At 34.5% G+C, this 14257-nt stretch carries 9 protein-coding genes and 1 pseudogene; 1 reads left to right on the forward strand and 9 read right to left on the reverse strand.

Going from position 1 to position 14257, the window contains the following annotated elements; all coding sequences use genetic code 11:
* Positions 1-6 precede the first annotated feature (6 nt).
* The 4 genes from AC5YCI_RS14815 to AC5YCI_RS14830 form a co-directional block, all read right to left on the reverse strand.
* Positions 7-654 carry an IS3 family transposase gene (locus AC5YCI_RS14815; protein ID WP_496175818.1) on the reverse strand — a complete coding sequence of 216 codons (648 nt, stop codon included), beginning with the start codon at positions 652-654 and terminating at the stop codon, positions 7-9.
* A gap of 35 nt (positions 655-689) precedes the next feature.
* A protein-coding gene (locus AC5YCI_RS14820) for an IS3 family transposase (protein ID WP_496175805.1) occupies positions 690-1828 on the reverse strand; the annotation gives its coding sequence in 2 pieces (ribosomal slippage) (positions 690-1570 and positions 1570-1828; 1140 coding nt in all).
* 491 nt (positions 1829-2319) lie between these two features.
* Positions 2320-3051 (reverse strand): Fic family protein, encoded by a 732-nt coding sequence (locus tag AC5YCI_RS14825; protein ID WP_496175806.1) that lies wholly within the window; start codon positions 3049-3051, stop codon positions 2320-2322.
* A gap of 181 nt (positions 3052-3232) precedes the next feature.
* Positions 3233-4090, reverse strand: a complete 858-nt coding sequence (locus AC5YCI_RS14830) for an IS982 family transposase (protein WP_496175807.1) — start codon at positions 4088-4090, stop codon at positions 3233-3235.
* A 461-nt stretch (positions 4091-4551) separates the two neighbouring features.
* Here AC5YCI_RS14830 and AC5YCI_RS14835 point away from each other — a divergent pair.
* Positions 4552-4824 (forward strand): annotated as a pseudogene (locus AC5YCI_RS14835) (Arm DNA-binding domain-containing protein); the annotation flags it as partial.
* 51 nt (positions 4825-4875) lie between these two features.
* Here the strand turns inward: AC5YCI_RS14835 and AC5YCI_RS14840 are convergent.
* The 5 genes from AC5YCI_RS14840 to AC5YCI_RS14860 all read right to left on the reverse strand — a co-directional run bounded on the left by AC5YCI_RS14840 (position 4876) and on the right by AC5YCI_RS14860 (position 14253).
* The gene (locus AC5YCI_RS14840) at positions 4876-5580 is read right to left on the reverse strand and encodes an IS6-like element IS1008 family transposase (RefSeq protein WP_001067783.1); all 705 of its coding nucleotides are present in this window, start codon (positions 5578-5580) and stop codon (positions 4876-4878) included.
* Between the two features lie 278 nt (positions 5581-5858).
* On the reverse strand, positions 5859-6476 hold the full coding sequence (locus AC5YCI_RS14845; RefSeq protein ID WP_496175808.1) for a HEAT repeat domain-containing protein: 618 nt from the start codon (positions 6474-6476) through the stop codon (positions 5859-5861).
* A gap of 418 nt (positions 6477-6894) precedes the next feature.
* A complete protein-coding gene (locus tag AC5YCI_RS14850; RefSeq protein WP_496175809.1) occupies positions 6895-8760 on the reverse strand; it encodes a UvrD-helicase domain-containing protein in 1866 nt (621 codons plus the stop codon).
* 18 nt (positions 8761-8778) lie between these two features.
* On the reverse strand, positions 8779-10788 hold the full coding sequence (locus AC5YCI_RS14855; protein ID WP_496175810.1) for an ATP-dependent nuclease: 2010 nt from the start codon (positions 10786-10788) through the stop codon (positions 8779-8781).
* 264 nt (positions 10789-11052) lie between these two features.
* Positions 11053-14253, reverse strand: a complete 3201-nt coding sequence (locus tag AC5YCI_RS14860) for a site-specific integrase (protein ID WP_496175811.1) — start codon at positions 14251-14253, stop codon at positions 11053-11055.
* Between the last annotated feature and the right edge of the window lie 4 nt (positions 14254-14257).

A 14257-nucleotide genomic window follows, 5' to 3' on the forward strand; every position in this document is an offset into this window, starting at 1 on the left:
TAGTGGTCAACAAATATTGGACACAGTTTTAAGTTCATTTTCAGCCTGACAAGGACTGATACCATCGTTAAATCGATGAGGTCGTATCTGATTGTAGTATTCCATCAGATACAGACCAACATCTAGCTTCGCTTCTTCAATTGAGCTGTATCCCAATTTGGGAATCCACTCAGTCTTGAGACTTCTAAAAAGCCTTTCTGTTGGGGCATTGTCCCAACAGTTTCCTTTACGACTCATACTTTGTTGCATGGCGTAGCACGCCAACCTATGCCGAACTAAAAGGCTTTTATATTGGCTGCCTTGATCAGAATGGAAGATCACGCCACTCGGTTTACCTCGCCGATGCCATGCTTCATCTAATGCCTTAATGACTAAATGTTGGTCTGCTTGGGACGACATAGACCAACCAATCACTCGACGAGCATACAGATCAAGAACAACTGCAACATAAGCCCATGTTTTACCTGTCCAAATATAGGTAATGTCACTGCTCCACACATGATTAGGTTGAACAGGTTTAAATTGCCTGTTTAATATATTTGGAACAGCAGGGACTTCAGCTACGTTGCTTTGATATTTGTGCTTCTTACATTGTTTGGAAACAAGACCTGATTCACGCATCAACTTGCGTACTAAATAGCGTCCAATCTTAATTGGACTGCTCCCAGTATCCTAGACACGAGACAGCCTCATTTTAAAGCTGCCTCAAAGGCTTCTGGACTCATCCCATCGAGATGCGAATGACGCCTGATTCGATTGTAAAACATCTCGATGTAATCAAACACATCTGCACGAGCCATTTCTCGTGTTTTATAGATCCTCTTTTTAATTCTTTCCTTCTTTAAGCTGCTAAAAAAGGATTCAGCAACGGCATTATCCCAACAGTTTCCTCTACGGCTCATGCTGGGTATTAAGTTATGCTTCTGACAGAATTTCTGCCAGTCTCCACTGCTGTATTGTGAGCCTTGGTCTGAGTGTATGATCACAGGTTCATTTGGCCTACGTCGCCATACCGCCATAAGAAGTGCATCCAAAACGATATCCTTGGCAAGCGTAGGTTTCATTGACCAACCGATGACTTTTCTTGAATATAAATCAAGAACCACAGCCAGATATAACCAGCCTTGCCATGTGCGAATGTAAGTTATATCAGTCACCCAAGAGGTGTTAGGTGTGTTTACAATAAACTCTCGATTTAAATGGTTAGGTGGCACAATCTGAGGACGACCACGACCATAGCTTTTATGCTTCTTATATCCTCGAACAGCGGCAATACCATTGTGCTTCATGATCTTCAGCACACGATTAGGTCCACAGCTTTCACCGAGCTCTTTAAGATCTAACGTAATGCGACGATAACCGTAGATGCCATAAATGGCATCATAAGAAGAACGGATGAGCTGTAATAACCGCTTATCTTCAATAGTCCTGCCTGATTCGGGTTCATGCAGCCAAGCATAGTAGCCAGCACGAGCAATCTTAAGAACCCGACACATCGTTTTAATCTTAAATTGATGGCTATATTCTAGGATAAACTGATACTTTACTCGAGCAGGCTTGCAAAGTACCTTGCGGCCTTTTTTAGAATATCCCGTTCCTCTTCAGTTTGTTTGAGCTGACTTTTAAGGCGAAGGATTTCTTTCTTTGCCTCAAGCAATTCATGTTCATCAGTGTTATTGCGTAAAGGCTGTACAGCCTTTAGCCATTTATAAATGCTGTGTTGTGATACGCCTAAACGTTCTGCAACATCAGTGACAGAATATCCACGTTCGGTAATCAATTTAACAGCTTCATCTTTAAATTCTGGGGTATATCGTTGTCCACTCATAATGTTCTCTCCTATGCAAAAAGAATAGACGAAATTTGTCTAGGAGAGTGGTGGCAGTCCAAACATCCGTGGCAAAGAGACGACTGTAGAGGAACTCGGTATTCATAGCGACATTAACACCGCAATCCAAAGAGTAGATGAAGTCCCAGACTTACAAGCGATTTTAGAAAAACAAAAGATCGTATCGGATGCGACATCGACGATTGTTGCTACAACACGTACCTATAGCCAAAACAAACAAGTTGAGGCAGAAGCCCAAAAGCAAGCAGCAGAGCAACAAGCCATTGAAAAGCTTAAAGCAGAAGGCAGAGAAAAATGGGAAGAATACAACAGCACAGACAACTATGCGAAGAAGCAAGACCTACTCAAAGAAAGCTCAAAAGAATACAAAGCAGCCACAGAGCAAGCATGGAGCATGGGCGGAGATAGCAGTCGAGCATTAAATGCCGTGATCATTGCGATCTGATATGTACTGACAAAACCAGTTGATCTTATATACCCAATACAACCTGATATGGTTTGAACCCTTCTAATACAGCTTCAGCAACTAACTGAATGAAAGGCTCAGTTTTTCCATAAGCCATCCACTGATCTAATGCTTCATAGTAGGCTAGGCGATTTTCGACTGTAATAACGCAGGGAGGATATCCAGCTTTGAGTAACTCAAGGTTCATCAAAAGACGTGATGTACGTCCATTGCCATCAATAAATGGATGAATGCCAACAAAATCCGCATGAACTTTAGCTGCACGTTCAATAGGATGTAGCTTATATGCTTCTGAATTGTACCAATTCACAAGTTGAGTCATCTTGTCATTCAATAATGTATAGTCGGGTGGGGTAGTCGTAGCACCTGAAATCAATACATTTTGTTGGCGATAACGACCTGCATTGTCATCATCAATATTTTTTAGAATGAGTTGGTGGATATTTCGAATCTGCCATTCAGAAAATGGTTCTTCTTTTCGAATAATGTCTTCAACGTAGTAGATAGCATTTCTATGGTTGATGGCTTCGAAATGTTCTCGTAATGCTTTTCCACCAACAGTTATGCCTTCTAAAACGACTTTGGTCTCTAGCAATGTAAGTGTATTGCCTTCAATTGCATTTGAGTGATATGTCCAACGAACAATAAGATCTTCTTGCAAATTTTTGACAATCGCAGGGGAAAGAGGACGATGCTGATCTAATTTTGTTTTTAAAGCATCAATATTTTCAAACATAACCTTATCCCTAAAATTGTACTGTTGAATGATACATGAAAAAAAGAAATATATAAAAGTAATGATATAACGTATTATTTGATATTAAATTCATACATATTAAACTTGTAAACCAGTTCAAATCCTCAAGGTGGATTTGAACAAAAATTAGTTTTAACCCCAATCATGGATAAGCCGAGTTTTACATCGTTGTAAATTGAGGCTTATTCTGATGACAAATTTGATAAGCGCAGAGTGATGCATAAATCCCAGCGAAATAACCTGAAATGGAACGATGGCGACTGCTTACCAAATTGTATTGTTGCTTCAATAAGCTAAAGATCGTCTCTATTTTATTGCGCTGTCTCAGCATAAGCTCATCCTCCGATGACAGTTCCACTGGTCGCATGTTCTTGCGATGATACGTAATCAATTCAACACCTTGTTCCCCTAGCTTATCTTTTAAAATCTCACTGATATAGCCACGATCCCCGAAGATTTTACCAATGTAACCTTGAGCGAGCTTCGGCAGAAGCTTTATATCTAAAGTATGACCATTAGAGAGTTGGGTCTGAATCAATTGACCCTGAGCATTCACCAATATATGCAATTTGCATCCATAGAACCAACCCATTGAGCTTCTACCTCGTGTGGCAATTTGTTTTAAAGATTGATGACGTTGAATACGCTGATTTTTACATACGGGTAGAGTTGTAGAGTCAACCCAAGCACACGTTTTTTGAGCATTGGAAGCTAAAGACATATGTAATGCTTGAAGTGCGAGTTGATGTTGGTTGATCAAATAAATGATCCGTTGATAGGATGGTAATGCTTTAAAAAGCTTGGCATAGAAGCGCTGTATCATTCCGTAGAAAGCTTTAAAATGATGAAGTTGAGAGTTTTTATACCAAACTGCGATAAAGATAATTTCAGATAAGCATAGAACACCTGATCGCTGTCTAACTTTAGGATTTTCTTGTTTTAGATACTGCCAATAGACCGCTTCATTTTTTTGAAAAAAATCATCAATCGTGCAGAATAAAGTTGTAAACTCGAACATAAGATGGCTGGTTGATTGGTTTGTGTGGTAACTCACTTATCAACTCAGTTATCTTTTTTTTCAACTGAATTTCTTATCCATGATTCGGGTTAGTTTTAGTATTTAATTCATTAAATCTGATTTGGGTAAAAATTGGGTACAAAATTTATCTATTATATAAATTAATATTTAAAAACATAAGTTTAGATCTTTAGTTCAATTGACGCCATTGTCCACCAAAATTCCATTCAGAGATGTTCGAATGAATATAAAAAAGCCTTTAAAAATAAAAGTTTAATGGATTTTTTTTATTGGCTGTATTGTCCGATCCTATCCTAAGCTGTGTGACTCAATTTTTGCCTTCAGTGGGTAATTATTGGGAAAATTTACCCAATAATTTTACGATTGATAAAGGGTAAATACACATGAAACTCACCGATACAGAATGTAGAAAAGCTTAACCAAAAGAAAAGCGATATCGTCTGTCAGATGAGAATGGTCTGTCACTTCTTGTGACACCTGCAGGGCAAAAATATTGGAATGTGCGTTATATAGCTAGACCACATCCTTTGGCTACAATATTTTTAAATTTAAGTATTTAATATCAATATCTTAGTTATTTTAAAGTATAGCCTAAAACTTCAATCTAGCTATACCCTTCATGGTGAACGTAAGTCAGAATCACTTGGTCCATATCCTGACATGAGTTTAAAAAAGCCCGAGAGCTGGCACTTGAACTTAAATACAAATATTCGGCACTGTTGCAAATAGAGATTTGAGTCGATGAAGTTCCCTTTAAAAAGTGCTTAGAGACCGAAAACCCTGTTGATTAGACACACTTCACCCTGAGGCTGACCATAATAAAATGACGATGCTTGTCCTTTACGTAGTGCACGCATGACTTCAATACCTTTAATTGTGGCATAAGCCGTCTTCATAGATTTGAATCCTAATGTGGCCCTGATGATTCGCTTTAACTTACCATGATCACATTCAATGACGTTATTTTTATACTTAATCTGCCTGTGCTCAATATCTACTGGACATTTTCCTTCTCGCTTTAATCGTGATAAAGCATGGCCATAGGTCGCTGCTTTATCTGTATTGATGACCCGTGGAATTTGCCATTTTTTCACCGTATTGAAGATCTTTCCTAGAAAACTATAGGCTGATTTACTGTTCCGTCTAGCGGAAAGGTAAAAGTCAATCGTATGACCCCGTTGATCAACTGCACGATACAGGTAAGTCCATCGCCCCTTCACTTTGATATAAGTCTCATCCATATGCCATGAATGTAAATCTGTAGGATTACGCCAATACCAGCGTAACCGTTTTTCCATTTCTGGAGCATAACGCTGAACCCAACGATAAATTGTACTGTGATCCACATTTATGCCTCGTTCAGCGAGCATTTCTTGAAGTTCACGATAGCTGATGCCATATTTACAATACCAACGAACAGCCCAAAGAATGATTTCACCTTGAAAGTGCCGACCGTGGAAGGGATTCATCTGCTGTATCTCGAAATAAATAAGATATTTAGCTTATCATGTCAGCCTATTTGCAACAGTGCCCTTAAAATTCATCAAAAAAATATTGAAAAAATATATAAATATTGATTTTATAAACAGCATATCCTAAATACACCATATGAATTGAATGAGTCATTCCCTGAGCAGAATTTCTGCTCAGAGAAAAATTAATGACTTAGCACTTTAAAAAATGGCGTGTTCAAGATTTTTCGTGACACAAATCTTTTTCTTCTAATTGAAAGTTAAGGAAGTAATGGTCAAAAAGAATCATTCAAGGAGTTGTCAGCAACCACCTTGACTCGCCAATCTGCATCATCTCTCAATTGGTTTGCTACCCCTTTGTGTTGAGCACAAATAACTCTCACCTCCCAAGAGACATCATTCATTAATTGCACTGCTAAATCTTCCCAGATTGCACAACCTGCACGTACTTGCCAATCAGAGCTATTAATCATTAGTTTGGCGAGATGGTGAGAGCTTTCAGCACAACTTTGACGAACGAGAGGACTAGGATCGTGAATTAATTCCGGAGCTAAAGTTTCCCATTTAGCACACATTGCACGAACATTTTCATCAGGGTCATTTATCAGCCTAGCAGCTAGATGTTCATGGTTTTCTGCACAAACCTTACGAATAACTGGATCACTGTCATTAAAAAGCAATTCAGCACATGCTTGCCATTTTGCAACACCTTCCATTCGAACAAAGGTGTCAGAATCATAAACTAACTGTAATGCACACTTTTCCCAAGTGGCACACAAAGCACGAATTAGAGGATTTGCATGCCTAATTTGAGTTAACGCAAATATCTTATCAGACACTATTCTTTGAGATTCTTCTTGCAGGTCAGACTCTTCAACTACTTTGTCATTCATTAATTTATACTTTCCTAGGGCTTTTTTTGTACAAACCGATCTGTAACAGCTTATTCAGCAATATAATTCTCAGGTGAATAAGCCTACACCTAAAATCTATCGTACTTCCAACTAGAAAGCCTATATCCAACCTTGTTAATTTTCATATTGCTCTCGACCAGAAGATTATTTCGATTTGTTGTAATTAATAAGTTAAAAACTTAAAAGTTACATGTAACGTATGGGGAAATTTCATTTAAATGAGACACAAATTATGGGGTCTGGTATAGTCTAAAAATACAGATGATATGATCAATCTTTAAATCCAATAAGTTATCCAATAGATCCTCAACTACTCCCCCTGCTGTCATTCAATTATAGGCATAACATCTAATGACTGATATCAGTTTGAACTTGATTACATAACTATTTAAAAATATTAATTCTCTTCACTCTTATCAATAATATCTACAAGACATGAAGTATTTAATACATTAATAATTTCTTCAATACTTTTTACAGATTGTGGTTTTAATCCATAATTTGTCATTCTTTTACGGCTTATAGTAAAAATAATCCTTTCTTTTGCTCTTGATAAAGCGACAAAAAAAGCACAATTATCTTCATCCATTTGTTTTTTATAAGACCAAAATGCTCCATCTTCAAGACCAATAAATATAACACTATGATATTCAAGACCTTTACTCTTATGTATAGTCATGATTGGAACGGTATTAACACCTAAAAAAGAATCTATGGACTCAAAAAATTCTTTTTTATTTTGATAACAGTTCCATAATTCATCAATAAAAGATTGAATTAATTTACTAAAAAAATGAGTATTTCTATAATTTGGAAATTTCGCCCTCAATTTATCAATATCAGTAAAAAATATAATTTCATCTATTATATTTTTTAAAGTATTTTTATCTTCCAAATTATCAAAATCATATTTTGTTTTTGTTTTATTAATCAATTGTGATATTGAAAATTCAAATAATAATAGCTTATTTGTGTCGCTTTCATCATATAAATTAGAAAGGAAATTAAAAACTAAATATCTAGATTCAGTTTTAATTTTTTCTGAACACGCTCGTAAAAAATTAATTATAAAAACGATAAATTCTTCAGTTAGAAAATTTTGAAATTTGTCTTCATTGCGGGCATTTACACCATTTTTATTAAGATATTTGATTAATTCACCCGTATATAATTCTAACCTTCCTTTTACAAGTATACATATATCCCTTGGATTAATATTTTCTTCATAGATCCATTTTTTTATATCTTTTAATAAATTTTCCTGCTCTTGATCTGGGTTCGCTAATAGCCATAATTCACATATTCCATCTTCCTTATTCCATCTAGATGAAGGAGATGCGATAGAATCTTTTTTCAACAGATGGTTAGTCAAGTAATTTTGAAGTTCAACTAATCTAGGAGCACTTCTAAAGTTCATAAAAAGATGAATCTCTTTCGCTCTTGTATCTTGCTTAAAATCTTCAAAAATAGTTTCTTGAGCACCCGCCCACCGCATAATGCGCTGTTTATCATCACCAACCGCAGTGTAGATAGCATTACTATTTAGAAAACAACTTTTAAAAAAGCTATATTGTATTTCTGTTGTATCTTGAAACTCATCAAGAAACACATAGGCATAAGTTTCTTGTAAATATTTTTTTATTTTAGGATTAATATTAATAATGAATTCAGCCAAGCGCATAACCATAGGAAATGTTAACTTACTAGGTGATTCTGTCAGCATTTTTTCCCATGCTTTTTTTCTAGTCTTTTGATATTTATCAGTTTCCAAAAGTGGTAATTTTTGAAAATGTAATTTTAAAATATCACTTTCCATCGTTGAGTTATAAAAATCAATATCTATACTTTCATAATAATTTAATATTATTTTATTCTGGTCAGTAGTTAAAATTTCATAATTATCAGAAATTAATAGTGATTCAGGTAGTCCTTGTTTAAACCTATCTAATATTTGCTTAGCAAAAGAATCAAAAGTTAAAGATTCAAATCTTCTTGCTAATTTTTCTCCACTTCTTTTCATTACCCTTTCATGTAGATTTAAAGATGCATCTTTTTTAAAGCTAATAGCCAAAATTTTTCTTGGATAAACACATGTATTTGTTTGTAGTAAGAAATTTGCTCTTTGGGCAAGCATTTCAGTTTTTCCAGCTCCTGGTCCTGCTATAACTAGAGTGTTTTCAGAACTTTTTACTACATGAAGAGCATTCGTCTCAAGATTTAAACCATCACTAGGATGCCAATCTTTTATTTCTATATATTTCATATACATCATTTAATACTATTAATCATCTTTTAAATTTAATAGGTTTTTAATGCAACTAAAAATTTCATTAAAAATTATAGGTAGATTATCTTCTAGAGATTCTTGATCTATATTTGCTAAGGTTATAATATGCGTTGTAGGTTTACCTCTACTTAAAAAGTGATAGTTATACCAAATCATTAATTCTTTTTCCTCATCAGAATAGGTAATACCTTTTGCATTTTCTGATTTAAGGGTCGCAGCCACTCCATCAACAACTTTTTTATTAAAAGATATTACATCTTTATCTTTATCAGGAATTCTTGGTCCACCATTTTTAGGTATATTTTGTTTGTAGAAGTTTGGATAATGCTTCAACATCAAAAAATCTAAATCTAATGGTGCTGAATAAAATACATTATATTTTTTTAGAAAATCTACCCAACCATTTAAACTACATAAATATTTTTTACTGACCTCCCAGGTATGCATTTCCTCTAATTCTTTATCAGATAAAATTCTATTATTTTCTAACCTTAAGAGATCATTCTTATAAACTCCAATTTCAATAAGTTCTTGTAAAATATATTTAATTCTTCCCCATCCACCACCTTCTCGCTCTAAGTCGAGATCTAATAAAGTTATATAAGGAATGTGTAGAGTATTTAGTAATTTCCAGATGTGGCTAACGAATCTATGACCTAATGGAGCAAATGTAACTATATTATCATCAAAATCTAGATCTTTAACTCTCATGAGATGTTCAAAAATAACTTCTTCTGTATCACCTTCTCCAATCACAACTAAACGAGCAAAATATATTTCAGGATAATTATGTATTGCCTGTTTTATGTATTTATAGGCATCATCAGCTTTATTTGGTAATTTAATACAATTAACTTGAGTTATATATTTTTCTGTAATTCTAAAGTGTAAAATATTTTCTGGATCTATTCTTTTAACAATGGCTGGAGTATGGGAAGAAAATAATACTTGGGAATTCTCTTGTAAGGAAATTGAGTTCAAAATTTTAACAACTCTTCCAAGTAATTGGGGTGCAATATGATTCTCCGGCTCTTCTACTGCAAGTATGGTTAATAATGGCCGTGTAAATTCTATACTTTTGTCATTAGACGATTTTGTTAAGGTATCCTCAATTTCCAATAAAGCACACACAAGAGTTAAATAAAACATTGAGCGATAACCATCACCTAATTCATTTACACTAAAGGTTTTATGGGTTCCTGTAGGGCTAAAAGAAATTTCTATTTTTTTTAAAATTTCATCGAAATTGCTATTACTAAATCCTATAGAAGTATCGCTATACCTTTCATCTTTATGGAATTTACTCCATATATCAGAGATTGAATTTTGGATTGTTGAAAATTCACTTAATCCTTGAAAAGAATCATTGATTTTATTAATTTGGGTATCAAAATTTTCTTTAAAAGAATCATTCCATTCAATCTTTTTTAATATCCTATATAAAATACTACCTGATGCATATTTAATCTGCTCTGATGGTCTTCTAATTGCAGGAACATATAATATTTGTATCAAATTTCGTAAATGATTTGGAACTGGTTTTTTATCCTCATCTTTCTCATTAAGACCATCAGCCATAGATATAAAATAAGTATTTACTTCTATTTCACCATCTGGGACTATTTCAGATTTTTCCCATGTAGCTTCTAATCTAATTCGTACATACGGATCTTCACCAACTCCACCTACGACCATAGCTGGAAAAAGATGAATAATTGCATCTTTTTGACTTTCTTCTTCTGTGAATTTTATTTTTACTTCTATAGAAAGTTTTCTATTTGTAATATTTGTTGGATCTTCATTATATGCAATATGAAAATCTTCTCTATAAATTTCTCGTTCTGATAAAGATGTACCGAATACTTTTCTTAGTGCCTCTAAAGCTGTAGTTTTACCTGAACTATTTAGACCAATAAATGTCGACATTTTACTGACTAAAGGAATATCAACAACATCTAGACCAAAAGACCTGAATCCACTTATTCTTAAATTAGAAATTTGCATTATTCTCCCCCTCTTGATTAACTCAAATATACTAAAAATTAATGGCTTAAGTATAACGTTACTGTTGCAAATAGAAATCAGAATTTATGATAGGCACTTCAAAAAGTAGACTGCTCGGTAATCCCCCCTAAAAATAAAAGGATCTAAAAGTAGAATTTTCTCTTAAGATTCTTTTTGAATCTTTGGACTCCCAGCCTTTGACTTCAACAAATGAAATTTGGCAAAGTCAAAGGCTGGGCTTATGTTTAATAATATTCTCTTTTCTTAGGCTATTTTCCATAACTGATCATATTCAATAATATGTAAAAGTAAGCTAAATACTGTAGGCAGGGTAATATTTTTATTAGAATCACGATCCATAAAACTCAACTTTATTACACGACTCTTAACATCCGTATTGACTGGATAATTTTCAAATGCTAGCACGGCGTAATCGGGTTGAAGGAAACTCAATCCTTCTCTAATTTTTTTAATATCCAATTCTGTCTTAGGCTCTCCATTTTTATCGAATCGACATTGAAAGTGAATAAAGTTTTTACGTACCTTTGCATGATCTAGAAATGCTTTTAAAGTGTAAAAAATGCTTTCTTTAACCTTATCTTGCTGATCTATTACGCTTGACACAATTTGTTGAGTGCTAAAGTTTTTCTTTACTACATCAGTATATAAATTAAATAATGATTTCGGATCAAGCTGATCTTCTGCATATGCTACTTGCCAAATCGATTTAAAGTATCCTGGGTCTAGTAGCTTTCTAGCCAACCAAATCGCTCGTTGATTCCACGGATGTTCTTCCCCCAGTCCTTGATCAATATAGTCACGTACGACAGCATATACTGAATTACATTGAGGTTTCTCAAATTTAATCTCAGTATATTGTTCAAAAGGAGCAATAACTTTAGCCTGCTGATAAAGTTTAAATGCTTGATGACTTTGAATATATCGCTTTAAATCAATACTAGGACCTTTGCTTTTCGTTTTAACGACATTATGGAATATCTGAGCATCTATAAAACACGGCGCTTGGTAGATACGGTCAATTGCGAGTAAATCAAGCACATGTAAATAGTTTGATGCTGTTTGTTCAATGTTTCCATGGCCCATCCAATCAGCCAATAAGCGCCATTTATGTTGAATCAGCTGCTCATGTTGTAGCGCTGCCTCACCAAATAGAACCTGACGCATATGTTTAACCTGTTTCAAGCTATAATCTGTATAGGTCTTTATCAAAGGCTTAGACCCTAACCAGGCAATAGCTAAGTGATTCGCAGCGCTATGGCGGAAATTATGAAAAGTATAGCCATGGTTGTCATCCATCAACTCATCGAACAACAATTTGGTCAAATCAGTAATACTTTTTTCACTTAAAATTTCTTCATTTTCAGCAAAGACTAAGATATCAGAAAGTGTATTTTTCCTACTAACCTGCTCTATTCTTTGCTTCAAATATGCTTTCACATAGTCCATTTCATCTTGGAGTAGCACTAAGTTGAGATGAAGTTGACGTTTAGCATTTTCACTTTTGAGCCTTCGATAAGGATGATGTTTTAATATCAGACTGATCTCTATATTCTGATTGATATCTTTCCATAAAAGCTCTGGGGCTATTATTTCTGCTAGGCTTAAACCTCGAACTTCATTCAGACGTAACCCCAATCGATAAGCCAAGATATACATGACCATTAACTGCTGTAAATATCTTTTCTCTTGCAATGTTGTGACATCCTGTATTTTAACCATCAACTGTTTTTTTAATTCATGCCAATGGTGTGGACTCACTAACTTTGCATCACATATTTGCACTCGTTGAAATTGATTAGTTTTGAAACTTACAACATTTGGTATCTTAAAGTCCTGCATACAAAATTGGTGAAAGGCTTTAAGACGACCAAAAGCATACTGTGCACGATTTTGATTCTTCAGAGGATTTTTCACAGCTTTGGCTTGGTCACGCTGATCAATGTCACTTAAGATGTTCTGATACAAAAACTCGTAGTCATCTTCTGTCATGCTTTCAATATCATCTTCATACAGATAGATATGAAATAGATAATCTTTTGCAATACTACTCAAATAGCGTTCAACTGAACTCTGTTTAATTTTTTGCTTTTTAAGCTCAAAAATCCAAGCCAATAAGCGCAACTGTGCTTCTATGATATTTTTTTCTTTACCACAGGCTTGATCTTTTTGTTGGTGCAAACTTTTCTGAATTTTCGACCAACGCAACCATTTTATTTTTTCTTGCTTCTTTTGACGTTTGTGTTGAGACAATGATTGAGATTTCTCAAACAACACTAATTCAAAAGGGATTGATTTAAGACTTTCCGAAGCAGTTTTAAATTCGGTCAGTTTTTCAACCTGAAGCGGAAGCTCTGTGATTTCTCTATTAATAGCATCACTATGAGGATATGTTAGATCTTGCTCCAACCAACTGCGTTTCTGATCCGAAGATGACAAAGCGACAGTTTTTAAATTCTGTTGTAAGACTTGGCTAAGTGCCATATCAAGATTGAGATTTGAATTATACTCTAATCTTAAATGCACATGCTTAAATGCAGAAATTGGGCCTATATCTGTGAGCTTTTCATCAGTAGCTTGAGTAAGCTTATTCAGATCTTGAAGTACTTCCTTTACGAATGCCTCAGAATTATGGTTCTCTTTTTTCATCTGCTGCAATACAACCGTAATCGCATCAAGTACATAACGTGGTGTTTGCTCTGTATAGATGAATTCAGCTGATAGTATGGCCTGATATAGAAAAATGGCATATGGATTAATCCAAACCTGACGCCATTGATAAATAATTTTATGATTAATCTCATTACCATAATATGGATGTTGTAATTTATAGGTCAACACCAATGGATTAATGATCGTTTTATAGTCTGAATGATACAGTTTACAGTATAAATTTGAGTCATTATTTTTTAATTCACTTAATAAACTCTGACCAATAGCGACCAAGTGTTGCAGATGAGAACAACCAGAATAATAGATGAGACTCAGATACAAATGCCCCCAAATTAAATCAGCTGAACTTAAATCTAAACTTGGGCTTTGCCAGTACTCCTTTAGAATATCAGCAATATGTACATGTTTTCGCCCGTGTTGTAGACGTATCTCTGTACTTAAAATGTCACGTGGCGGTGGTTCAGAAAAGTGTGTTTTAGGACGCAACTTAATACGATGCCGCTGCGGATGTTTTTGTTCATATTCCACACGGCGCTCTGAAAAATAAGACTCACTATAAATAATGTAAGGTTTTTGAGCAGACTGACTCTTAACTTTCTTTTTGTTCAAGAAAAAAGCTAAACCATCTCGAAAATTATCCCAAAGTATTCTAATTTCATTATCAATATCTTTTGCCTCCCGTTTATCAATTTCTTTTAGTAGTTGATGAATCTCTTTAAATAGAAGATCAATTTGGCAACCAATTTCAGCTTTAATTACATCCTCTTTAGCCACGTAA

This window comes from Acinetobacter sp. CY17 (assembly GCF_059515825.1).